Below are 24341 nucleotides of genomic sequence, written 5' to 3'. Positions count from 1 at the left end.
AATTAATAGCAAATTTCGTGCCATTTCTCCAAAAATAAATTATTAATATATTCAATCCCTTAAAAAGCTCATTATATCTTATATTTCCTAAAATATTATTAATAATTCACCTAAACACTATAAATTTTTACTTTCTAAAGCTGATATTTTTTATCAACTCTTTTAAATTTAATTTTAATATTTTATTGTTTTCTTATAGATATATATGTATTTATATAGTATTATATAAATTGATAAATTTTATCAACAAAACCATAGTCTTTGATAAAATTTATCAAACCATATTTTTTATACTATTATTTTATAATGAAAGAGGTTTTTTTATGTTTTTTAAGGATGTTATTGTTAAGATTCATAATGGATTACACACTCGTATTGCTGCTATGGTAGTAAATAAAGCCTCAGAAATAAAAGGAAGATATAATGTAGACCTTTACATAAGCAGAAAGAATTCAAAATCTCCCTTGGCTATTAGCATGTTAGCCTTAGTTTCTTTAAAAATACAAGAAAACGAAACCATTACTGTAAGCAGTAAAAGCTCAGATCCTTTATCTCAAATAGCAGTTAATGAACTATGCGATTTTATAAGCAAGGACTTGGTTAGCAATAATTCTTCTATGAATAAAATAGATGCTATCATCGAAGAAAGTACTATTGCTAATGAACAGATTATTGATAATGTTCCCATTGGAATAATCGTTATTGATTCAAACTCTTATATTACCAGCGTTAATAATTATGCTTTAAAACTTATAGATAAAACTTCCAGAGAGGTAATGGGTAAGTTTGTAAGAGATATCATTCCTAACTCTGACTTGCCAAACATTATAAGCTCACGAGAAAAGCAATTTGGAAAAATACAACATATAAATAATCATATCACTATGGTAAATAGAAGTCCAATATTTTTAGGTGAAAAGATAATTGGAGCTATTGGGGTTTTTCAAGATGTTTCTGAAATAGTAGGCATGAAGGAGCTTAATGAAAAATTCAAAAAAATTCTAGCTAGCTCTCATGATTTGATATGCTTTGTGGACGAATATGGAAAGGTCAGCTATGTAAATCCTGCCTATGAAAAAAACCTGAAGGTTCATGGCAATGAAGTTACAGGTAAGGATATCTTCGAGCTGTCTCCTAAGGGATTGAGGGTTAAGGTTTTTCAGTCTAAAGAAAAGATTGAAAACAGAGTTCAGCATAAAAATGGTATTGATATAATCTCTACCGTGGAGCCTATTTTTATTGATGATGAGTTTAAAGGAGTTATCTCTACCTCTAAAACCGTCGATGATATTAAAGATTTATTAAGTAAGCTAGAAAAATCTGAAGAAGAACTAAATTATTATAAGGAAGAATTAATAAAGCATACGCGATTAAACTCTTCCTTTAAAGATATAATAGGAAGCAGCAGCAGTTTAAGGGATGCTCTAACCATCTGTGAAAAAGCTTCCAAAAGTACTTCTACAGTGCTAATAAGAGGAGAAAGCGGTACTGGAAAGGAACTCGTAGCAAAGGCCATCCACAATAATAGCCCCAGAAAAAATAATCCTTTTGTAAGGGTAAACTGTGCTGCTATACCTGAGAATCTTTTAGAGAGTGAGCTTTTTGGTTATGAAAAAGGAGCTTTTACAGGAGCCTTAAAAAGCAAGCCTGGTAAGTTCGCCATTGCTAATGGAGGAACTATATTTTTAGATGAAATCGGAGATATGCCAATTTCTATGCAAGTTAAGCTGCTGAGAGTTCTTCAAGAAAGAGAGTTTGAAAGCTTAGGTGGGCTATCCCCTCAAAACATCGATGTAAGAGTTATTGCCGCCACTAATAGAAATCTTGAAGAGATGATAGAGGATAAAAGTTTTAGAGAGGACTTATATTATAGGCTCAATGTAATAAGCATCAATCTTCCTCCTTTAAGAAATCGAAAAGAAGATATAGGCCTTTTAGTAGAGTATTTTATTGATAAGCTTAATAAAAAATTAAATAAAACCATCATAGGTGTTGATAAAGAGTGCCTGTTGCTTCTACAAGAATACCCTTGGCCAGGTAACATAAGAGAGTTAGAAAACATAATAGAACGCGCCATAAACCTTTCTGACAGTTCTATTATAACCCCAAAAGATTTGCCTTCTTTTTTAAATAACAATAATATTTCCCTAAAAGGAAGCCTAATAAATACTCATAATGGAGAACTGCTGCCCTTTGAGGAATATGAAAAAGAAATCATCAAATTAGCTATGGAAAAATATAAAAGCTATAATCAGGCGGGAAAGGCTTTAGGGCTGACTCATAGGACTATCTCTCTTAAGTGTAAGAAGTACAATATATAAAAAAGCGACGAACGTCGCTTTTTATTTATAGATGTTACTTAATACAACCCCCACAATAACCACCGTAAATACTACTAACTTCCCTCCGCTTATCTTAGTAAAGTCTTCTTTACTCCTTACTGCTAGAAAAACAGCAAAAGCAAAAATAATCATTGAGCAGATTAGAGTAATAATAGAACTATTAAAACTATTAAACAAAAAGCTTAGCCCGATACTTCTTAATATTTGTTCTCCCATAATCATATTATTAATATGGGCTATGGAAAATAGTATTGCTATCACAGTTAATATTATGGATAGCTTTCCTTTGGTTAATTTCAAGCTTCCACTAGTCATAGTATCACTCCCTTACTTCTTAATACCTCAAAATCCACGGCGCAATTGTTATATTTTATACATGATATCATATAAGAGGATTATAATCAAATATTTTACATTTCAATGATGCGCTTTTTCTAGTCTTACCAGATAAAAAAAATAGTTTATTCTTTTGTGTTTAATAACTCTTATTTATTCTCCCTTCATATAATATACAGGAGGCTGTGAAAAAAGGTGTTCTATTAGGTTTCAATACACCACGCGTGGAACTCCACGATCGGCCCGTAAAAAAGAACACTTATGCTCTCACATCCTCCTATATATGATCATAAGGGGGAGATAATTTGGAGAAAAAAGAGGAGATATTCTTACTAGTTTTTGATTCATACAATCACTCTACATCTATGTACAATAAGTTAAAAAGTAAGGGCTGCAAGGTAGAATTATTCAATACTCCCTGTAAGCTCTCTGCTGGCTGCTCACAATCTTTGGTTATAAAAGAAGAGTCTTTAACTTTAGCTAAGGAAATAAGTAAAAATCACCATATTAAAATAAGAAATATATATAGAATAGTAAAGGTAACTAATTTAAATACCTTTCAATTAGTTGAGTAATAACCCTTAGGCAACCTAACTAAAGAAAATTAGAAAGCAAAGCTTATGGCTAATAATGGGCCATAAGCTTCACTTTCTAATCTCATTATTTATAACTTTTTCGTAGCATGGTATAGAAAAAATTTCCTTGTACATTTAAATAAGCTTATTCAATATCATTGTCGCAGGATGTATCATTAAAGAAGTCATTTCTAGTTAAATTTCTATAGTCCTCTTTTTGTGGTGGATTGAAGATTTCAAATGGGAAATTTAATCCATCAAAATAGTCACAAGGGTCTGGTGAAATTTGTGTACATGGTTTTGGTTTGCAGAATCCCTTAGATAAAACCACGAGATTTACTAATCTAAATAACTTAATAATAGTAAATAATCCTATAGTAACATCTACATGACGACTATTACTAATCACAGCCTCTAGAGCTATAGCTTTTGCCTCTACCCAAGCATAAGGCTTATTGGATAATAAATTAGTTGCTGGCGAGAATAGATTAGAAGCTATTACTAGGTCCTCTGTTACGGAACCGAAAAGAGTTACTTTCTTAGTAAAGGTGCTATAGGCATCAATGTACTTCTTTTTATCACCACAACATTCTACTTCAGCTATGCATCCATCTGCTTTTATAAATTGTAATGCATATTCAAAGGTGTATTCTACGGATACATCCCAATAACCATCATTAGTAAATCTTCTTGGAGTAACTATTGGGGTTATCTTTTCAATTTTTACATTGTTATCTAATATATTAACCCCTACTATTCCTACTGGCAAAGTTATCACTGCTCCAGCAGGAACCGTTGTTCCTTCTATTTTACAAGGTTCATTTTCAGCAGAACGAGCTGGGCCTAAGTCGCTTGGTTTTAAACAGTCTTTTTGACTGCAATGATCGTATACCTTAAAAGCTATGAGACACTCATCTTTTATGGTAGAAGCTGCATTTTCTTGGCTAAAGTTAACCATATATTCCCCTCCTTATATAATAAAACATAAATCCATACTTGGATTTATAACATGCATAAATTGCACGAGCTACATTATCACTAATATAGTATGAGGAGAGCTTTATATGTGTTCCTTTTTTTAAAAGAGTATTATATTTTAAATCTCTAGCATATTTTTATATAAAGTAATAAATTAAAGGTGTTGAGTTATGGATGTAAACTTAAGTATTCCTTATTTAATAAAGCTAGAGTCTGGAGAATTATATAGATTTTATTATGAAGCAAAGGTTGGAATAGTTTATCAGATCTTTAATCAGGGGCAGTGGTCTGAAAACATAGTAGCTTATAAAACTGAAAAAGAGTATTTTTATGTTTATCTCTCTCCAGATAATAAAATACATCTTTTCTGCCAGGATGCCTTAAACAGCATTGTATTATGCATTTATCAACAAGATAAATGGAGCGAACAAGTTATTTTCTCCTCTAGGACCAATAGCTTAAATGCTGTAGATATAGTATATTTTTATGTACTCTTCTACGGAAATGATCTTCATTTATTTTATATATTGCAGGATAAGAAATCTAAAAATAAAGTTTTACTCCATCAGATATCTCTGGATAAAAACCATTGGATGACTCCTAAGGTAGTAGATTCTATAGCTGACTTTAAAGGAAAAGCCTTTGATATACAAGTAGATCATAAAGATAATATTTTATTATTCTATAAAAATCGTAGGGAAGATTATGTTTTCGGATACAGACGCTATTCTAGAGCCAATGGCATTTGGAGCGATTATTTCATAATTGAAAATGGATCCTTGCCTTTTGAAGATTACTCTGTACTCCAATACCATGACGATATTCATGTACTCTATATAAAAAAAGATAATTTCTATTCTAGACTCTTTTATCGATGCAAGAGCTCCAGTTGGAAAAAGAGCATTACCTTGTTTGAAAACTCAGGTATAAAACATTGTAGCGTTTTCCTGCTAGATGATCATTTATGGATAATCTGGACTTGCGAAAACAAGCTATATAGCTGCTATTCTACGGATAAAGGAGAACACTTTAGTATACCTTCTATTCACAAGGAAGTTAATATGAATTATTTAACGAAATCCTCCTTTAAATCAAACTTCTCAAAAGATATAGCTCATTTAACCACAAAAGAGGTATTGATGGATAATCTTAATAAATCACAATTGTTAGTTATATCTGAATTATTTCCAACCATCTCTGGCTATGATATACCAGCGGAAATAGAGTCTAAGGTTGAAAGTCCTAAAGAAAATATTTTGTCTATGGACTCAAATCTTAATTTTATACGAAAACAGATGGATGAAGTATATGAAAAAATATATATATGTAAGAAAAGCTTAAACGAGAAAGAGCAGCAGATTTCTCAATTAAATTTTACTTTGCAGCTTAAAAATAATGATATAGCCAAACTAGACTATCATTTAAATGAATTAAAAAAAGAAAAGGAGGAGCTTACTATGGAAAATAAGATTTTAAAAGAAAAGTTTATTATGTCGGAAGAAAAGCTTGTGCCAAAGGAGTTTCAACTTAAAACCTTGGAAGATAGATGCACCTCTCAACAAACAGAAATTGCTAGACTACAGAGTGAAATCTCCTCTTTGAAAAAAGAGTTAGAGAGTCTAAAAGTAAGTTACTCACATGTAATGGAAATTTCTAAAAAAAATAAGTCTTCACTATTTAATAAACTTTTTGGAGATAGTGATTACTAATACTTCTAATAAACTAGAAAATTTAAGAGTTGATATTTAGAAATAATCTCTCAAATATCAACTCTTATTCTAATCATTCCTAGCCTATTCTTACTTTTCTTCCACATATTCTAAGATATCTCCAGGCTGGCATTGCAATTCCTTACATATAGCCTCAAGAGTAGAAAACCTTATAGCCTTTGCTTTACCTGTCTTTAAAATAGAAAGATTTGCATTAGTTATCCCTACTCGCTCTGCTAGTTCCATTAAAGAAACTTTTCTCTTGGCCATCATTACATCCAAATTTACTATAATAGGCATAAATACCTCCTCTAAATGGTTAAATCCTGTTCTTCTTTAAGCTTTATGGCTTCCTCAAAAATATAAGCCAGTATAAAAGCTAATCCTCCTAAAATTAAATAAAGAAAAGTCTCTGGTCCAAAGCCAGTATCACCTATCTTAATTATAGAAATACCACCTTTATTTGCACTGAAAAGCATAGAATAGATTATACCAAATATAATTACATAACTTCCTATAATTTTGAATCTTTTTGCATTTTCCACTATAAATATATTTTTAACCTTTATATTTTTAATTATCTTTTTTAAACTATAGCATATGTTCCCAACACACCAAAATACTATAAGATTTAAGATAAGCTCTAAAATCTTAGTTCTCACATCATTAGGCTTAACCAATGATAAATAAACAACCATTCCCCCTAGTGTTATTACTAAAAAAATACAAAAGTTTAGCAAAAAAAGTATGACTCCTATAGACCCTCTTCTTTCCTTCATATAAATTCCCCTCTCATTAAATCTCTATATCATAATTATATCATATGTTTATTGTTTTTCAATAAATATTTATTTATATACAATACATTTTATTTCATGAATAAAATTTACAATGTAGTAAATAAATAATATTAAAATCATTAAGCCACGAAAGGGTAATTATTTTGAATAGTAAAGAATTATCTAACTCATTAAAAATAACAGATTCTCTAGAAGATAATATTAAAGCTTTAAAAGAAATTTTTAATAATGACACTAATATAATCTTTAGAAATATAGAAAACAGACATTATTCAGACTTCAAAGCCTGTATTATGTTTATGGACAATATGGTAAATCAAGCCTCCATAGCTAGTAATATAATACTGCCCTTAGTTGAATATGAGTATTTTAATTTCTTAAATTCTAATACTTTATCAGAAATTCAAAGCAAAATAATAATTTCTCCTTCTGTAGCTATTTGCAATGAAGCTATAAAAGTAGTAGCTTCTATTTTATCTGGAGATTCTGTACTGCTCATAGATGGGTTTTCAAAGTTTATTATAATTGACACTAGAGAATTTAAAACCAGAAATATTTCTGAGCCTGTATCAGAAAATGTAGTTAGAGGCCCTAGAGAGGGTTTTACAGAATATCTAAGCACCAACGTATCTCTTTTAAGACGAAGAATAAAAGATCCAAATTTTAAGGTAGTTCCTAGAGTTCTTGGCAGAGTAACTCAAACTAATATTTGCATTTGTTACATCGAAAATATTGCTTTACCTGAGATAGTATCAGAGTTAAGTCACAGATTAGATGCTATAGATATCGATGGTATTATAGATTCTCAATATATAGAGGAATATATTAAGGATTCTCCTTTTTCTATATTTAAAACTATTGGAAATACTGAAAGGCCAGATATTGTAGCCTCTAAGCTCCTTGAAGGAAGGATAGCAATTTTATGCGATGGTTCTCCTTTTGCATTAATGTTACCCTATATATTTATAGAATATCTTCAAAGCAATGAGGATTATTACAACAATTACGCCTTTGCTACCTTTAATAGATTCCTAAGAATATTTTCCTTTGTGCTTACCTCTAGTGTACCGGCCCTATATGTAGCATTAGTAACTTACCATCAAGAGTTAATTCCAACACCCCTTATATTAAACATTGGTGCTTCTCATGAAAGTGTTCCTTTTCCTACATCCCTAGAAGCCTTTTTAATGCTACTAGGCTTTGACATTTTAAGAGAGGCAGGGGTAAGGCTACCTAAACCCACCGGCCAGGCTGTGAGCATTATAGGGGCATTAGTATTAGGTCAGGCAGCAGTAGAAGCTAGATTAGTCAGTTCACCTATGATTATCGTTGTGGCTTTAACTGGCATATGCTCTTTTTTAGTTCCTAAAATGCTAGGATCAATCATAATAGTAAGATTTATATTCCTACTACTTGCTTCTATTTTAGGATTATATGGTTATATCTTTGGAGTTATTGGCTTAAGTATTTATTTAAACTCCTTAAAATCCTTCGGTATACCCTATATGCTGGCAACTTATGATGTAACCAGTAAAAATTTCAAAGACGCCGCCTTAAGAATGCCAATTTGGACAAGAAAGCTCAGGCCCTTACTCATTAGTCAAAGGAATAAAAAAAGGCAAACCCTTAAGAAAGGAGGCAGAAAACCTAATGAGAAACCATAAAAAAATTTTGATTTTAACATTTATTTTCTCATTAGCGCCATGCCTATGTTCTTGCTGGAATTATAAGGAACTCGATAAGGTGGCTATAATTTCAGGTATAGCTATAGATAAACATAAGGATAAATATTTAATTACCGTGGAAATAGTAAGCCAAGGTATGAGTAGTAAAGCTATAGGTTCTCAAACCTCACTTTCAGAGTCTGAAGGTTATACTCTATTGGATGCCATCCGAAACCTAATACCCAAAATGGGCAAAAAAGCTTATTGGGGACACTGCAAAATAATAATTGTTAATGAAAGCATTGCAGAAGAGTCTATAATACCCGTTCTTGATTTATTTGAAAGAGATGCTGAGGCTCGTTCTAATATACATTTAATAATATCCAGTGAAAATACTGCTAAAGAAATATTTACCTCAGGTCAAAGCACAAATAAGAATATATCTTTCTTAATAGATAGCATGATAAACAATACAAGGGATGTTGGTAAATATCCAAAGATTTCATTATTTGAATTTATTGCTTCTTTAGAAAAACCTGGGGTGTCAGAAGTTGTACCTATGGTAAGGATAAATATATCTGAAAATACTAAACAGCCTTATATTGATCACTGTGCAGTATTTAAAAAGGATAAATTAAAGGGCTATATGAGCCTAGACCAGTGTAAAAATTTACTCTTTATTAAAAATGAAATAAATAAGAGTGCGCACTCAATCCTTAATATATCTCCTTCTGGCACGGATATATCTTTGGAAATATTTGATAGCAAAACTAAAATTACACCTGATTTAGAAGGCAAAGCTGCAATGATATATATAGATATAAAATTCAAGGCTTCTATTGCAGAAGTCATGGGAAGCTATGATATAACTAATCCTAATAATTTATACTATTTGAAAAAATATAGTGAAGGAGCTTTTGCTAATCAATTAGAAAACTTTATTAAAGCTTCTATTGAAAAATATGATAGTGATATCTTTAATTTTGCATCAATTATTATACAAAAATCTCCCAAGGGAAAAAAGTTTTATGAGGAGAATAAAAGTAATTATCTTCAAAAACTAAATTTTAAAGTTAATGTAGACTTCGATGTAAAATGGTCTGCCCTTACTTCAGAGCCTATAAAAGTTGGTGATTAATATGAATTTTATTTACTTGATAATTGCTTATAGTATTTCTATTTGTATTGACTACTTTTTTAGATATGAAGATATATCTAAAAAGGATTTTATTGTATATATGAGTCTTGTTACTGTATCAATTATCTTTTCTTTTATTTTAGTTAGTGACATAAAAATAGATAGCTTAGCAAAAATTATAGATTACATATTAAGAATCAAACAATGAGGAGTATTTATATGCAAAAAGAGATTATTTCCACTAAAGAGGGACTTAGCTTAATTATAATGTTTATTTTTGGGAGTGCCTTAGTATTAGGTACAGGTAGCATTGCAAAAAAAGATGTGGGTTTGGCTATAGTTATAGCTATTTTATTAGCTATATTATTGGTTAGCATTTACATAAGAATTCTTCAATGTTTCATAGGCAAGGATATTTTTCAAATAAATTTAATAGTTTTTGGTAATATCATGGGTAAAGTAATTAATATATTTCATACTTGGTTCGCTCTACATTTAGGAGGTTTAGTGCTTAGAAATTTTGGAGAATTTATAAGCATAATAGGTTTATCGGAAACTCCTCAAATTGTTAGCGTATCAATTATAAGCATATTGTGTTATTGGGGTATAAAAAATGGTATAGAATGTATTGGTAAAATATCTGTATTTTTTTTATTTATAATTATGATAATGCTTGCTTTAAACCTTTTACTTTCAATAATATCTTTTGATAAAACAAATTTTTCTATATACAATATTAATTATGCTCTGGTACTAAAAGGGGCTTTTTCATCTTTAAGCTTTCCTTTTGGCGAATCCGTGGTTTTCCTTATGATATTTTCTTGTTTAAAGGATAAAGCCTCCATTAAAAAGACTTATATTTATGGCATTCTTATATCAGGTTTGGTAATACTATTAGTTTCTCTAAGAAATTTATTAGTCTTAAGTGAAAACATAATGGTAAGAATGTACTTTCCTACCTACATAGCCATAAGTCGAGTGGAGGTGGCAGATATATTTCAGCGTTTAGAAATCGTTGTGGCCGTTGCCTTCCTTTTGACTGGCTTCATAAAAACCTGTATATGTTTTTTAGCTGCTACTAAAGGCTTCGCAAGTATTTTTAATATAGACTCCTATAGGAAACTAGCTATGCCCGTAAGCTTATTAATGATTAATATATGCTTTTGGAGTTATGAAAGCATAATGGAAACCAACACTTGGTTGGTTTCCACCTGGCCTTATTACGCCTTGTTCTTTCAAGCAGTTATACCTATAATAACTTTAATTACTATTAAGCTTAGAAAGAAATTTGTTAAGGCTTATATTTCAAGTTAAGAGAAGCTGCTCACAATAGAGGTTGATCTCTATTGCAAAGCAGCTCCTTTAAATATTCTATCCATTAATTAAAGCTAAGAGAATATCAGGCTTTGTTACAAGCTTAACCTCCTCTGGCAGCTCTACATCCTTCGAAAATATCTTATCTTCATAGTTCTTTTTTGATACATCAATTTCTATGTATTCAGGAATCTTTTCTACCTCTCCTTGAACCTCTAATTCTGGCAAGAATGTCTCTAAAAATAGTTTTCTAGATTCTAAATTTTCTTGTCCTACATAATTTACTGGTATATTCATTTTTATAGTCTCATTACTCTTTACATATTGAAAATCCACATGAAGTATTTCTCCTGTCAAATTATCCTTCTGAACCTGTTTTACTACACATTTTTTGGCTTCATCCTTAAATTTAAAAGATAATATTGAACCTTTAGAATTATATTTTAGAAGGCTCTTTAACTTTGAGCTATTTACCTTAATGGGAAGAGTGTTGTCCATAAATTCACCATAAATAATCCCTGGTACTTCTCCATTCTTCCTTATTTTCTTTGCATTCTCATTAAAAGTTCTTTCTTTTATCTCAATTGCTAACTGTGACATAACATATCCCTCTTTCTTTTGATATTATAGATATTTATTAAATTTCCTATAGCAATTTAAGATATATCTTTAACAACATATCAGGAAATATCAAATCTACTATAAGAAATAGAGTTCAATCTCCCCATATGCATCACACTCCTTTTATCCTTACCTTACATTCATTGTAGCTTATTCCGTGGAAAAGTAAATCCATAAAAGTAAATGTTAACCTTTTGTTTATAATTATTAAGAGATTAAGAGATTTAATTAGCTTATACTGTAAAATAATAAAAAAATAAAAGCTATGAATATAGGCTTCTCTTGCCCTTTTCATAGCTTTTATCTTTGTTAAATTTATACTTTTGCGTCTAAAAATCTACCTAAGTTAGGATCCTGTGGCTGGGATAGCATTTCAGTCATTTGCTCAGATATTTGTTTTCCGCTATCCATGGCTATCTTCATTACTGATAAGCTTGCAGCCTGCATAACCTTGGATTGATTTAATGCAACGGATAATCCTGCTATGTCCATTAGGATTCCCCCTTTCATATTTATTATAATTATCGTATTAAAATATGAAAAGTGAATATAAGGGTATTAAATTTCTAAAGTGCTTTCGTCAATCCATTTCCATTGCTTCCTTAATACTTTAATATCCTCCGCTAGTTTAATCAATGCTAAATCCTTCATCTTAGCTTCTAACATCACATCAAAATCCTTATTTAGAGGTTTGCATAATTCTAAGAAATTAATAAAATCCAAAGGATTTATATAATCGGAATGCTTCCTATCCAGTTCACCTTTTTTTGGGCTGGAGAAGTGAAACTTTGTAGGAAGCTCTTCCCTTTTCCATGTGTTGAATATTTCGTCAATGAGGTCTTCAACAGTTTCCCCTTCATTATTGCAAATATGATGATGCACGTCAAAAACCATGGGAGCTTCTAGTTCATTGCATATACTTATGACCTCTCTAGCCGTAAATGTTTTATCATCATTTTCTAATATTAATCTAGAAGTTATCTCTTTAGGAAAAGCCTTAAAATTATCTATAAATCGCTTCCTCGCCTCTTCCTTCCCACCTTGAGCACTACCTATATGTAATACCATCTTACCTAGCTCATAGTCTATGTCCTCAAAAAGATTGACATGGAACCATAGATTGCGCTTAGTGCTTTCCACCACATCTTCTCTAAGACTATTTAGCACATTAAACTCATCTGGATGAGTGTCTACTCTCATATTGTTTTTCTTAATATATAACCCTATTCTTTCAAAATCTTTTTTAAAGATCCTTCTATAATCCCAGTTTCTAACCTCTGGATGAGTAGCTAAGGGCACTAGCTGAGAGGTTATTCTATAAAAATGAAATTTATTTTTTACATTATAATTAAGTATCTTATAGAGATCATCTAAATTAGATAAGGTCACCTGCTTTAGCTTATTAAGCTTTTGCTCCTCATTGCTTTGCTTTAAATAATTAGCATAAGTTACAGTGCTAGAGGAGGTAACCTTGGGCAGATTCAGAGCAATAGCCACATATCCTAAACGAACTCTCATTATAACACTCCCTTAAAATTGATATGCTTTAGTTTGTATTTATTGATTAAAGAATATGCTATAGGATAATATATCTATTAGTTATTCTTGTATTGATGGTACTGAAAAGCAAGAACCCATTGCAATATTTATAGATGATGGTGCTGCAAAAGCAAATATATATGTAGAAATCACCTCTATAGATACTTCCTGTAATATGAATTTAAAGATAAGTAATGATTTTCACTATTAATATTGTAAAAGTGACCTGTAATTTTTATTTCATATTAAAAAGCCTATCATAAGAACAATCCTTATGATAGGCTTTTTAATATTTAATATAGGATCAATTACATATCATCACAACTAAGGTTAAGACAATAAAATACGTAACCATAATAAATATTCTAGAAATAGAAAAATCAAATTCTATATTGCTGTAATTCATACTTCCTCTATAGCCTCTGCTATTTATTCCATCCTTTATTTCCTTCCACCTGTGCAGGGTATTCATAAAAAGAAGAGCAGCTAATTTGCCTGAGTTTATGATTTTTAGCTTTAAGCTAACAAAACCACCTCTAGCTCTCATGGCATTATTCATTGTATAATACTCATCCTGTAGTAATATTATAAATCTCTCCATGGATTTTGCTATGTCACAAATATCTCTTAGACCTTCTTTTCTTGATAACACATAAAATATATGCTCCATGGGAGTAGTAAGAGAAAGATAGGAGGCACATAAGCCTCCATTAATACTCTTTAACCATATAACCATAGAATTCTTCAATCCATAATCAAAAATAAAGGTAATGCTTGAAAAGGCAGCGAACAAAAATACTGCAAAGGTAAATTTAAAAACCATAGATAAGGGATTCTTAGCTCTTATGTGCAATATTAGAAAAATCATTATATTTAATAGCAAAGGAATAAAACTTTTAGAATAGCTTACTATTATTAAAGGTAGAATACAAAGTATTAGCTTTTCGAAGGGATTTATATGTTTTTTTATGCTAAGGTTGGCATAAGCTATTATCAGCCTTAACATCTTTTTTCTTTCTGCCTATATAATATCCTATAAACCCTGCTCCTGCAGCTGCTTGCAATGCAAATAAAAAGCTTTCTACTTCGCTGGAAGGTGGTGTCCATAGACTTTCAAACCAAGGCTCATAGCTTTCATCAATTTCTGTAATTTTGCCTTCTACCTGTGCATCAGCACCCTCAAAAGCACCATTTTTACTTATTATAAAAGGTGCTGCTATAAGCAAAACACATATCAATATTAGTATTAAACTCTTCTTTTTCATGCTACATCACCTCTCCTAATTCCACTAATTCCTTAGTAGCATATTTTTCAATAAATTCGAAAACTATCACAGTGATAATACCTTCTATTATAGCTAAAGGAACTTGTGTCAATGCAAATACCCCTAAGAATTTTTCTAGAGATAGTATAAAGCCTCCTGTTTTATCTGGAAAAGCTAGTGCTAGCTGTATGGAGGTAATAATGTAAGTGCCTAGGTCTCCCAACATAGCAGCTAAGAAAATAGCCAACTTTTTATTCTTATCTTTTAGTAGCTTATAAGTTAAGAAAGATATAATTGGTCCTACTATAGCCATAGAAAAAATATTTGCTCCTAGGGTAGTTATACCTCCATGAGCTAAAAGTACCGCTTGAAACACTAGTACTAAAGACCCCATTATAGCCATAGAAAAGGGTCCAAAGATAATAGCTCCTAAGCCTGTACCAGTTGGATGGGAAGAGCTCCCTGTTACTGAAGGAATTTTCATGGCCGATAACACAAAGGCATAAGCTCCTACTAAGGCCAAAAGCATCTTTAAATCCTTGCTTCTTAAGGTTTTATTCTTGATATCTCTAATGCCTAATACTATAAAAGGTAGACTTAAAACAAAGTAGATAATACACCATTTTACTGGCAAGAATCCTTCTGCAATATGCATAGCTTGTACAGCTTGCGGCGACATGATAGCCATTAAGCTAAATAGAAAGATTAAAGATTTTTTTGTTAAATTACTCATTTTTACCCTCCTTATACTTTACATGAATATCATTAATATTTATGCTCCTAAAAACTTCTTTTTAGGTACTTATTATTTAAATAATCAATTAAAGCATTTATATCCTCAAATACTACACCATCATAACTATTAATTTGCCTTGTTATTATGTAGACCGGTATCTTTGAATCTATGGCTGCTCTAATCTTTTCTTCTGTGCCCCCTTCTAATCCGCTATCTTTAAGTATGATACCCTTAGCCTCATACTCTTCAATGAAAGCTTTGTTTAAGGAATATCCTATAGGTCCCTTTATAGCTATTAAATCTTCCACTCTTACATTTAAAGCAAAGCATTCCTCCATGACTTTTAAGGAAGGAAGCACTCTATGGACAATTCTATTAGATAAACTTAAATCCAATATCTTTTTTATATTTCTGCTGCCTGTAGTATTCAAAAGAGTTCCTTCTACATTCTTAAGCTTACTTCCTAATTCCTCATAGGAAGTAACTTCTATAACTAGTTTTTCATTTTTGTATTTTTCATATATAGAAGGCCTTTCATATCTGATATATTCTATATTCATATGGTTGCAGACCTGCTGGGCGGTTTTGCTTATTTCTAAAGCATAGGGGTGAGAGGCATCTATTAATACCTTTGCTCCATTTTCTTTTAACCATTGAGTTAAAGCTTCTCCGTCTAAAGGTTTTGTATTGAGATTTTTATATTTATAGCTTTTTAATAGCTCACCACCATAATCTGTGGCTGTAGTAATACATATATCCTCTGTAAATTCATTTAGAAGAGATAGTATTTTTCTTCCTTCTGAGGTTCCTAGAATCAATGCTATCATTGTTCTTTACCTACTTTATAGCCTCTTGGAGTTATGAAGACCCCTTCTTTTATAAAGCTCTTACTATTTCCCACTATCACTATGGAGAACATGTCCACTATACTTTCATCAAAATTCTCTAATGTAAATAGAGTATATTCCTGTCCTTGTCTCAAAGCATGGCGAACCACTGCTACTGGAGTATTTTCCGTTCTGTATTTTTTTATTATATCTATGCACTCTCTCAAATAGTGTGGTCTTCCCTTGCTCTTAGGATTGTATAAGGATATAACAAAATCCCCTTGAGCTGCTAACTCCACTCTTTTCTTTATAGCCTCATACTCTGTCATCAAATCACTTAAGCTGATATTACAATTATCATGCATGAGAGGAGCTCCCACCACAGCAGCTGCAGCAGAGGACGCAGTAATTCCTGGTATTACCTCCACAACTTCATCTTTTTTTAGCTCTAATATAAGTCCCGCCATGCCATAAATTCCTGAATCTCCGGTGCTTACTACTGATACCACCTTATCCTTAGAAAGCCTTAAAGCTTCCCTACAGCGATCCTCTTCACCTCTCATGCCATTAGCATAAATTTCTTTTCCTTGGATTAGGGGTTTTATCATCTCGATATATTTTATATACCCAACGATAATATCGCTTTCTTCTATAGCCTTTTTAGCTCTTAAGCTCATGTGCTCAAGGCCTCCTGGGCCTATACCTATAACATATAATTTACTCATTTTGTTCTTCTCCTTCCTTTATATAGGAAAACAAATTCAACTATATACATACACCATAATGATTTAAAGATAGCATTTGGGAACATGTACAAGTTAATCTTCACCTTTGTTTCCCTATAGACGCCTTACCCCTATACATAGAGTCATACCGTCTAAATTTAACTTTTCAGTGATTAATTCAGCATTGGTAAGCTCTACACAAGGCTCGCATACCGCTCTCACTCCTATGGTTTTTTCTACAAAATCACTACCTGGGTATTTATGTTCTATATTCTTTATTTCTTCTAATGAGTATATTTTAAGATCAGCCTTTAGCTCCTCCGCTAATTGAAGTATAGCCTTTTCTTCCTTCTTCACCTCCACAGTAGCAATGGTTCCTACTGCTCTAAGGTCAATAATCATGCTATCTAAAACCTTAATTATGTTATTTTTCATCTTTATGTACTCATGATTCTTCCTGCAGCCTATACCTAAGACTATATCTTTTCTTATAAGCCTTAGAAGATTTCCTTCTGGTGAAAGCTTTTTATGAGTAACTATTACCTTCCCATGGTGGCTTTCTTCTATGCTTACATAACCCTTAGGCAAGTTTATGATATTTCTTTCATCCTTAAAAGCTACGCCTTTCCCCTCTACCAGCATAGCTGCTATGTTCTTGGCTTTTTCTAAATCCTCTATTTCAAGTCCGTAGTTTTTTGCAAGGATGTCTGGAGCTTCTATGCCTAGAGCATCTGTCGCCGTAGTTATTATGGGAAGGGCCCTTAATATCTCTGATACTTTCAAAGCTAGAGCATTAGCTCCTCCTAGATGGCCACTTAAAAGACTTATGGCATATTTACCTAGACAATCTACTACCACCACCGCAGGATCCCTATCTTTACCTTTAAGATGGGGTGCTATAGCTCTCACCGCAATGCCTGTGGAAGCTATGAAAATAATACCTTCAAAGCTATCCATGAGTTCCTTCATCTTAGCACTCAGATTAAAAGCTTTATCTTGATGCTTTTTTAGGAATAGCTCTGACTCTGATAACTCATCAGACAGCCTAAGAGCTATTTCATCTCCTTGCTTCGTAAAGCTTATTAAGGCAACCTTCATCTTATATACCTTCTCTAAACATGTGAGTAAAGGCCTTATCATAGAGTTTGCTCTTTTCATACTCACAATTAATAAAGTCACCCACTAAAATTTGAGCACATTTCTTTATGCCTGCTTCTTCTACTTTTTTAGCAATATCCTCTAAGGTACCTAATATAACTCTTTGGTCTTCCCAGCTGGCTCTTTCTATTACTGCTATAGGCACATTTCTTCCATAACCTCTTCTAAGCTTTTCTACCACTTTGTCTATCATAGAAATAGATAGAAATATAGCCATGGAGGCTCCTATAGAGGCAAGCTTTTCAAGATCTTCCTTTTCTGGTACAGGAGTCCTTCCCTCTATCCTTGTTAGAATAACCGTTTGAGATACCTGAGGTAATGTGAATTCTTTTTTTATAGCAGAAGCTGCTGCAGTAAAGGAGCTTACCCCTGGCACTACCTCATAGTCTATGGTGAGTTTATCTAGCTCATCCATTTGCTCCTTTATAGCTCCATATATAGCTGGATCTCCTGTGTGAAGCCTTACTATAGTTTTTTCTCTATTATTTTTCATCACTTCTATAACTTCCTCTAAGGTCATAGAGGCTGAATTATGAATCTCTACATTTTCTTTGCAGAACTTTAGATGCTCACTACTCACTAAGGACCCTGCGTAGATTACCACATCTGCTTTTGATAGAATATCTCTGCCCTTTACAGTGATTAAATCTACATCCCCTGGTCCTGCTCCTATGAAATAAACCATTATATATTCCTCCTATGCCCTGTGGGCTATAATTAAAGCCATATACTCTTGATTTTTAATTATTTCTTCTTTATTTCTTAAGATCTCCTGACCTTCCCTTCCGGCTTTTTTTACATATACATAGCTAAAACCTTTAGCTTCTAGGAAATTTATTACTTCCTCTTCTCTCTTATATACTTTCATGATAACTACATTTTTTTCATCCCTTATTCTAGCTATGCTAGTAGCAGGAATTATAAGCAAAGGCTCGTCCCCTATAACTAAGGGCTCCTTAGCTAAGCTAGCGGAAGCACAAAAGGAGGTTATACCCGGTATGGTTTCCACCTCAAAGCCCTGAGCCTCTATGTAATTTAAAAGATGTATATAGGTGCTATAAACCATAGGGTCTCCGATGGTTAGAAAGGATACATTTTTACCTTCTCTTAATCTCTCAGCAATGCTGTCAAATGCCTCTAAAACCTTCTCCTCCTTATCTGGGGTACCCATAGGAAAATGCTTTAATAGTATTTCTGTACCTTCCTTTATGTATTCTTCTGCAGTTTCTAAAGCTATGCTCTTTCCCTCTGACATAGCCTTAGGGGCCACAATCACATCACTATTCTCTATAACCTTCACTGCTTTTATAGTTAAAAGCTCCTTATCTCCAGGTCCCACACCAATTCCATAAAATTTAGCCATTTATCTCCACGCCTCCAATATAAATATAGGGTTATTGGCAAAAAGCATCTGATGTTCGCCTTTTACCTTTGATACACTTATTTGACTAATAGTAAATTTAAAATCCAAAGCTTTTAAAGTATTTGTAGCTGTACTTAAATTTTTAAGGGATATAAAATTAAACACCATCTTTCCATTAGGTTTTAACTTTTTAGCATAGGCCTTTATTATTTCCTCTAAATTTCCTCCGCTACCACCAATAAAGATTCCATCAAAGATTATATCTATATGTTTTTCTACCTCTAGAGCTTCTCCCTTTATGATTTGAAGATTATTGCAATGAAACTTCTCCTTATTCTTCAAAATCAGTTCTAAAGCATCCTCTTCCTTTTCTATGGCTATAACCTTACCCTCAGGGCAAAGCTTGCTCATTTGTACTGCTACGGAACCAGTACCTGCTCCTATATCCAGCAGCACTGAATTAGGCTCTATGTCTAATTTAGATAGGCTTAATATCCTTACCTCTTCCTTGGTCATAGGGGTGTCCCCCCTTAGAAATTCTTCATCCTTTATATATCTCATTTTTTATCACCACCACACATAAATCGCTAAACTCTTCTTCAATAAAATCCTGAGCCTCTCCCTGCAGAATTCTTTCCTCCTCATAGGAAAGATTCTCTCCTATTATGACCTGGCATTTTATATCATCGTTTATAAGTCTTTTCATCAATGCCTTAGGATTGTTTTTCTTATCCGTAAGCCAAAGGGACAGTTCATGATTTTTTACTGTTTCTATAAAGTTCTCTTCTCGTCCGTGCATACTTCCTACATAGGCTCCATTCCAGCTTATAGCCCCTTTAGCGCAAAGATATTGAAAGGAACTGAGACCAGGTATTACCTTTAAATTTCCTTTATAATTCCTCTTTATAAAATCCGTAATGCCATAAAAGCAAGGGTCTCCTGAAGCCACAACAGCTATATTTAGGGACGGTTCTTTATCTAAAAAAGTTAATATGTCATTAATGCTTTTAACTTCATATTTATCTTTCTCTATAAAATGAAGACTCTCTAGGGCTCTTTTAAAACCTATTATTTTTTCACATTTATTCAATGTTTTTACAGCTACAGGAAGAATATATTCCTCACTTCCTGGTCCTAAGCCTACAATATATATCATTTAGCTTCACCATTCCTTTATGAAACTCAATATTTTTGGTTCTTTAGCACCGCTGAACATTACTACATTGCAGCTTAATTCCTCATAGCAATATTTTTCTATGCTGTTTTTTACCTTTAGAGCAATACGATTATAAACCTCAGAAAACTCTTGTGGTATTTGCTTTATAGCTCCCTCTGTGGTTTTTTCATTATAAACTCTTTCTACTAGAGAACCGTCCCCACCCATGAGCGCTATTTCTAAGGCCATGACCTCTAATCTTACATCACAAACTCTGCTATGAGTGTTAAAGCAGCCAGCAGCAATCTTACAAAGCTTTCCTATATGTCCTACTATAGTTATGTTTTTTACTCCCTTTTGCCTTAAGCTATCTAAAGCAAAGCCTACGAAGTTAGATATCATTACCATTTGTTCCTCTTTGTAATCTTGGGCCTTTGCCACCTCTTCTCCCATATTGCCAAAAACCAATACAAAATCCTTAATGCCCTTAGCAAGTTTTTGCTTTATCTCTATCTCTATAGATTCCTTTAAGGATTCTTCAGACATAGGAGTCACAATTCCCGTAGTGCCTAATATAGATATACCGCCTACTATGTTTAATCTAGGATTAAAAGTCTTTTTCGCGATTTCTTCTCCTCTAGGTACAAAAATGGTTATCTCCACACCTCTATCCTTGGGTAATACTTTTTTAACCTCTTCCTCAATCATCTTCCTGGGTACAGGATTTATAGCGGGCTCACCTTTTTCTACATAGAGCCCTTCTCCCATGACAACTCCTACACCTTTTCCCCCTTTTAGTGTATACCCTTTAGCTTTTCTTTCTGCTCTCGCCCATATCTCTAGTCCATGGGTAACATCGGGATCATCTCCACCATCCTTTAAGATGCAGCACTCCACGTAATCCTCTTTCCTAAGGATTTTTTCGATCTTTAAGTGAAGTTTTATTCCTTTAGGAGTATCTATGCCTATATATTCTAAATCTCTGTTTTCATATAACATAAGAGTGGAGGCCTTAGCCGCTCCAGCAGCACAGGAACCCGTGGTGTACCCGCATCTAAGCCTTTTTCCATCCTTGTCTACATATAGCTGCAACATATTAAACCTCTATTCCCTAGATATAAGCATGTACATAAGAGCATTCACTAAGGCTGCAGCTACAGTGCTGCCACCCTTCCTACCTCTCACAGTTATCATAGGCAGAGACAGCTTTTCTATTTCTTCCTTGGACTCCGCTGCTCCTACAAAGCCTATGGGGGCTCCTATTATAAATTTTGCACTGCTTTTACCTTCTTCGATTAATTCTTTCAACCTAAATAAAGCCGTAGGTGCATTTCCAAATACAAAGAACTCTACTCCATCCTGAGCAGCTTTTTCTAAAGCAGCCATAGAACGAGTTATACCCCTTTCCTTAGCCAAACTAGCTACTTCTTCTTGAGCTACATAACATACCACATTGCAATTTAGCTTTTTTAATGCAGCTTTATTTATTCCTGACAGCGCCATATTGGTATCTGTATATATGGTTATTCCCTTTTTTAAAAGCTCTAGAGCCTTTTCAATAGAGCCCTCTCTTATATAAACTAAATCCTTATATTCAAAATCCGCAGTGGTATGTATAACTCTTTTTATTATTGATAACTCTTTTTCTGAGAAGTTATGGGTTCCCATCTCCTCTCCAATGATTTCAAAGCTTTTTTTCTCTATATCCATAGGTATTTTAATATATTCCTTCATAAGTTACCCCCTTTTTTAATTCACAGTGCACAATTCAAAATGCACAATTAATGAAATTTTTTATATAACCATAAAAATTGCTTAATTTATATCACTTAGAAATAGTCAATAAATCCTTACCCTGATTAACTATTGGAGTCATGCTTTATAGTGGTCAATGCATCTAAGAACTTTATATTCCCGAAAAAGTGCACATGGGCATAGGCTCCTAAGGTATTGTTTTTTACATAACCGCAATCCCAGACCTTCTGACTATTATCAAAATTATTTTTCTTAACCTCATATATAGCCTTTTCCTCTAAATCCACATAGGATTTATGAAACTCATGGCAGCTTATGCTAGTACCCTTAGGAAGCAGAACATTTTCCTCTGCCACCTCTAAATTTGCATAACCAAAATTCTGAAGTCTTGAGGTCATAAAGGACTGTCCCTTAAAAAATCCTACCTGAGGACTTCCTTCTATAGCTTCCGTTAAATACATAAGACCACCACATTCTGCATAGCATCTTAAACCCATTTCTAGCCTTACTCTTATGTCCTGTAATAAGGCTTTATTTTTGCTTAGCTCTTCTCTAAAAACCTCAGGGTAGCCCCCTCCAATATAGAGAAAATCTATATTCTCTGGTAGTTTTTCATCCCTTAAAGGTGAAAAGTACTTAACCGTCCCCGCCTGTTCTAGGAGTTCAATATTTTCTTTATAGTAAAAGCTGAAGGCTTCATCCTTAGCTATGGCTATATTTATGTTTTTATTGTTAAGCATATAAGAATCTTCATAGCTTTCACTTTCACAGGTTTTTAAATCCTTGATAAGCTCTTCCATATCTAAATTTTCATTAAGTAGGGTGCTGCAAAGGCTTATTTTTTCCTCTAAGTCTTTCACTTCGCTGCTTTGCACAAGGCCTAAATGCCTGCTCTTTAGAGCAAGGCCTTCATTCTTTGGTAAATAGCCATAGACCTTTAGCTTTAGGTTCTGTTCTACTAAAACTTTTAATAGCTTAAAATAGCTCTCAGTAATATTATTAAATATAACTCCCTGGATACTAGCTTGTCCAAACTCCAATATTCCCTTTAATTCTGCACACAGAGTGAGGCTTTGAGCTTTTGGTGTTATCACTAATATTATGGGCAAGTTTAGCAGGTCAGCTATGTGAGCTGTGGAACCTTCTGAACTGATACCTTTTCCATCATAGATCCCCATGACCCCTTCCACTACCGCCACATCACCCTTGCCTCTAGAGAAGGAAGCCTTAACTCCCTTTTCTCCCATAAGATGAAAGTCCAAATTTCTCGAAGATTTTCCTGTAATTTTTTCATGAAAGGCTGGATCAATATAGTCTGGGCCTACCTTAAAGCCTTGTACATCGTATCCTCTGTCGATTAGAGCCTTCATTAAGCCTAGGGTTAATGTAGTTTTTCCACCACCACTGGCATTTGAAGCTATCACTATACCCTTCATAAACTATACCTTTTTATGAGTGGTCATAAACCTGTCATAAGTTCCCTCTATGGCATCTTTTATATGCTCTAGGTATATATTTTGGAAAGCATCAATTTCTCCTAAGCCATGGAGATATATGTCCACCTCCATCCCCTCTGCTTTTAACATGCTTTGCCAAGAATCCTCTTCCTCAGAAGCCATATCATTCTTTGCATGATCTCCAGCTACCAGCATGAGAGGAGCAAGCTTTAATTCTTTAACTTGTTTATTTTTTAGAATTTCAATAATTTCTCCTAAGGTAGGATAGCCATCTACTGTACCTATATGTACATTATGCATAGCTTTCTTTATAAACATGTACTGAAGGCAGCTATAGCAAGCATTGGCATGATGTGCCGTTCCATGTCCCATAAAAACCATCTCTTTATCCTTAGGGATTATGCCCTTTATGCTGTTAATAAATATGCTGTAATCATCAGGGGTATCCTCTCCCTTTTGGAAGAATAGGGCTGGCCTTCCTAGCTTAATGCTTTTAAAGGCTTTTTCTTCTTTAAATTTATCCACTACTAGTTTTATATAATCAAATTCTGCACCAGGTATTATATGAAGAGGCTGAACTATAACTTCTTCATAGCCCTCATCTCTTAGCTTACCAAGAGCCTCTTCTGGTGTATCTATGTATATTCCATCTCTTTCTTTCAGCACTTTTATGATTATATGAGCTGTAAAGGCTCTCCTTATTTCATAATCTTTAAATTCTTCCCTTACCTTATGTTCAATCTTTTCTATGGTGAGCTTTAAAGTATCCTGATGAGTGGTACCAAAGCTTACTACTAAAATAGCTTTTTTCATGTATCCTCACTTTCTCAATGCACAATTTACAGCTCACAATTCAAAATTAAGGAGGTTTTTTCGCAAAGCG

Annotated in this window: 28 protein-coding genes; 7 read left to right on the top strand and 21 right to left on the bottom strand. The window is 33.1% G+C overall.

The features are described from left to right. The first annotated feature begins 323 nt into the window (after window positions 1-323). On the top strand, window positions 324-2321 hold the full coding sequence (locus BN2665_RS19500; protein ID WP_055668787.1) for a sigma 54-interacting transcriptional regulator: 1998 nt from the start codon (window positions 324-326) through the stop codon (window positions 2319-2321). A 21-nt stretch (window positions 2322-2342) separates the two neighbouring features. Here the strand turns inward: BN2665_RS19500 and BN2665_RS19495 are convergent, their stop codons facing one another. After that, on the bottom strand, window positions 2343-2657 hold the full coding sequence (locus BN2665_RS19495) for a hypothetical protein (RefSeq protein WP_055668786.1): 315 nt from the start codon (window positions 2655-2657) through the stop codon (window positions 2343-2345). Window positions 2658-2983: 326 nt separating this feature from the next. Between BN2665_RS19495 and BN2665_RS19490 the strand changes: the two genes are divergently transcribed. Further along, window positions 2984-3253 carry a putative Se/S carrier protein gene (locus BN2665_RS19490; RefSeq protein ID WP_055668785.1) on the top strand — a complete coding sequence of 90 codons (270 nt, stop codon included), beginning with the start codon at window positions 2984-2986 and terminating at the stop codon, window positions 3251-3253. Window positions 3254-3398: 145 nt separating this feature from the next. Here BN2665_RS19490 and BN2665_RS19485 read toward each other — a convergent pair whose 3' ends face one another. Then, entirely contained in the window at window positions 3399-4211 is an 813-nt protein-coding gene (locus BN2665_RS19485) for a hypothetical protein (RefSeq protein ID WP_055668784.1), read from the bottom strand. 190 nt (window positions 4212-4401) lie between these two features. Here BN2665_RS19485 and BN2665_RS19480 point away from each other — a divergent pair, with 190 nt between their 5' ends. Continuing rightward, complete coding sequence (locus tag BN2665_RS19480) at window positions 4402-5940, top strand: hypothetical protein (protein WP_055668783.1); 1539 nt, start codon at window positions 4402-4404, stop codon at window positions 5938-5940. A gap of 90 nt (window positions 5941-6030) precedes the next feature. Here the strand turns inward: BN2665_RS19480 and BN2665_RS19475 are convergent, their stop codons facing one another. Both BN2665_RS19475 and BN2665_RS19470 read right to left on the bottom strand, forming a co-directional pair. Further along, entirely contained in the window at window positions 6031-6240 is a 210-nt protein-coding gene (locus BN2665_RS19475; protein ID WP_055668782.1) for a helix-turn-helix domain-containing protein, read from the bottom strand. An 11-nt stretch (window positions 6241-6251) separates the two neighbouring features. After that, complete coding sequence (locus BN2665_RS19470; protein WP_055668781.1) at window positions 6252-6719, bottom strand: DUF2975 domain-containing protein; 468 nt, start codon at window positions 6717-6719, stop codon at window positions 6252-6254. Between the two features lie 164 nt (window positions 6720-6883). Between BN2665_RS19470 and BN2665_RS19465 the strand changes: the two genes are divergently transcribed. From BN2665_RS19465 to BN2665_RS19450, 4 genes are read left to right on the top strand one after another with little or no spacing between them, the layout of a single operon-like run. Continuing rightward, window positions 6884-8404 carry a spore germination protein gene (locus BN2665_RS19465; protein WP_195892730.1) on the top strand — a complete coding sequence of 507 codons (1521 nt, stop codon included), beginning with the start codon at window positions 6884-6886 and terminating at the stop codon, window positions 8402-8404. Then, window positions 8391-9542: a Ger(x)C family spore germination protein gene (locus BN2665_RS19460; protein WP_055668779.1), complete on the top strand. Its 1152-nt coding sequence runs from the start codon at window positions 8391-8393 to the stop codon at window positions 9540-9542. The genes BN2665_RS19465 and BN2665_RS19460 overlap by 14 nt, the downstream gene beginning before the upstream one ends. Before the next feature lies 1 nt (window position 9543). After that, window positions 9544-9750, top strand: a complete 207-nt coding sequence (locus BN2665_RS19455) for a hypothetical protein (protein ID WP_055668778.1) — start codon at window positions 9544-9546, stop codon at window positions 9748-9750. A gap of 11 nt (window positions 9751-9761) precedes the next feature. Then, on the top strand, window positions 9762-10856 hold the full coding sequence (locus tag BN2665_RS19450; RefSeq protein ID WP_055668777.1) for a GerAB/ArcD/ProY family transporter: 1095 nt from the start codon (window positions 9762-9764) through the stop codon (window positions 10854-10856). 57 nt (window positions 10857-10913) lie between these two features. Here BN2665_RS19450 and BN2665_RS19445 read toward each other — a convergent pair whose 3' ends face one another. From BN2665_RS19445 to BN2665_RS19365, 17 genes are all read right to left on the bottom strand, one after another. Next, window positions 10914-11456 carry a 50S ribosomal protein L25 gene (locus BN2665_RS19445; protein ID WP_055668776.1) on the bottom strand — a complete coding sequence of 181 codons (543 nt, stop codon included), beginning with the start codon at window positions 11454-11456 and terminating at the stop codon, window positions 10914-10916. A gap of 336 nt (window positions 11457-11792) precedes the next feature. Beyond that, entirely contained in the window at window positions 11793-11969 is a 177-nt protein-coding gene (locus BN2665_RS26435; RefSeq protein WP_074042368.1) for a YjfB family protein, read from the bottom strand. A gap of 66 nt (window positions 11970-12035) precedes the next feature. Then, window positions 12036-12995 carry a UV DNA damage repair endonuclease UvsE gene (uvsE, locus tag BN2665_RS19435; protein WP_055668774.1) on the bottom strand — a complete coding sequence of 320 codons (960 nt, stop codon included), beginning with the start codon at window positions 12993-12995 and terminating at the stop codon, window positions 12036-12038. A 325-nt stretch (window positions 12996-13320) separates the two neighbouring features. Beyond that, a complete protein-coding gene (locus BN2665_RS19430; RefSeq protein WP_074042367.1) occupies window positions 13321-14022 on the bottom strand; it encodes a CbiQ family ECF transporter T component in 702 nt (233 codons plus the stop codon). Further along, window positions 13988-14281 carry an energy-coupling factor ABC transporter substrate-binding protein gene (locus BN2665_RS19425; RefSeq protein ID WP_055668772.1) on the bottom strand — a complete coding sequence of 98 codons (294 nt, stop codon included), beginning with the start codon at window positions 14279-14281 and terminating at the stop codon, window positions 13988-13990. The genes BN2665_RS19430 and BN2665_RS19425 overlap by 35 nt, the downstream gene beginning before the upstream one ends. A 1-nt stretch (window position 14282) precedes the next feature. Next, on the bottom strand, window positions 14283-15014 hold the full coding sequence (locus BN2665_RS19420; RefSeq protein WP_055668771.1) for an energy-coupling factor ABC transporter permease: 732 nt from the start codon (window positions 15012-15014) through the stop codon (window positions 14283-14285). 47 nt (window positions 15015-15061) lie between these two features. Next, window positions 15062-15844: a cobalt-precorrin-6A reductase gene (locus BN2665_RS19415; protein ID WP_055668770.1), complete on the bottom strand. Its 783-nt coding sequence runs from the start codon at window positions 15842-15844 to the stop codon at window positions 15062-15064. After that, window positions 15841-16569, bottom strand: a complete 729-nt coding sequence (gene cobJ / locus BN2665_RS19410) for a precorrin-3B C(17)-methyltransferase (protein WP_055668769.1) — start codon at window positions 16567-16569, stop codon at window positions 15841-15843. The genes BN2665_RS19415 and cobJ overlap by 4 nt, the downstream gene beginning before the upstream one ends. A 114-nt stretch (window positions 16570-16683) precedes the next feature. Next, a complete protein-coding gene (gene cbiG, locus BN2665_RS19405) occupies window positions 16684-17667 on the bottom strand; it encodes a cobalt-precorrin 5A hydrolase (RefSeq protein ID WP_055668768.1) in 984 nt (327 codons plus the stop codon). Between the two features lies 1 nt (window position 17668). After that, the gene (cobM, locus tag BN2665_RS19400) at window positions 17669-18412 is read right to left on the bottom strand and encodes a precorrin-4 C(11)-methyltransferase (RefSeq protein WP_055668767.1); all 744 of its coding nucleotides are present in this window, start codon (window positions 18410-18412) and stop codon (window positions 17669-17671) included. 12 nt (window positions 18413-18424) lie between these two features. After that, complete coding sequence (locus BN2665_RS19395) at window positions 18425-19090, bottom strand: cobalt-factor II C(20)-methyltransferase (RefSeq protein ID WP_055668766.1); 666 nt, start codon at window positions 19088-19090, stop codon at window positions 18425-18427. Beyond that, window positions 19091-19651: a precorrin-6Y C5,15-methyltransferase (decarboxylating) subunit CbiT gene (gene cbiT / locus BN2665_RS19390; RefSeq protein ID WP_055668765.1), complete on the bottom strand. Its 561-nt coding sequence runs from the start codon at window positions 19649-19651 to the stop codon at window positions 19091-19093. Beyond that, complete coding sequence (gene cbiE, locus BN2665_RS19385) at window positions 19632-20246, bottom strand: precorrin-6y C5,15-methyltransferase (decarboxylating) subunit CbiE (RefSeq protein WP_055668764.1); 615 nt, start codon at window positions 20244-20246, stop codon at window positions 19632-19634. The genes cbiT and cbiE overlap by 20 nt, the downstream gene beginning before the upstream one ends. Window positions 20247-20252: 6 nt before the next feature. Further along, window positions 20253-21341: a cobalt-precorrin-5B (C(1))-methyltransferase CbiD gene (gene cbiD / locus BN2665_RS19380; RefSeq protein ID WP_055668763.1), complete on the bottom strand. Its 1089-nt coding sequence runs from the start codon at window positions 21339-21341 to the stop codon at window positions 20253-20255. Window positions 21342-21350: 9 nt separating this feature from the next. Beyond that, complete coding sequence (locus tag BN2665_RS19375; RefSeq protein ID WP_055668762.1) at window positions 21351-21980, bottom strand: precorrin-8X methylmutase; 630 nt, start codon at window positions 21978-21980, stop codon at window positions 21351-21353. Window positions 21981-22105: 125 nt separating this feature from the next. Then, window positions 22106-23437 carry a cobyrinic acid a,c-diamide synthase CobB gene (locus BN2665_RS19370; protein WP_055668761.1) on the bottom strand — a complete coding sequence of 444 codons (1332 nt, stop codon included), beginning with the start codon at window positions 23435-23437 and terminating at the stop codon, window positions 22106-22108. Between the two features lie 3 nt (window positions 23438-23440). Next, a complete protein-coding gene (locus BN2665_RS19365; RefSeq protein ID WP_055668760.1) occupies window positions 23441-24271 on the bottom strand; it encodes a sirohydrochlorin cobaltochelatase in 831 nt (276 codons plus the stop codon). Window positions 24272-24341: the final 70 nt, after the last annotated feature.

This window comes from Desnuesiella massiliensis (assembly GCF_001403615.1).
Taxonomy (GTDB): Bacteria; Bacillota; Clostridia; order Clostridiales; family Clostridiaceae; genus Desnuesiella; species Desnuesiella massiliensis.
This window is presented reverse-complemented; position numbering and strand designations above follow the sequence as displayed.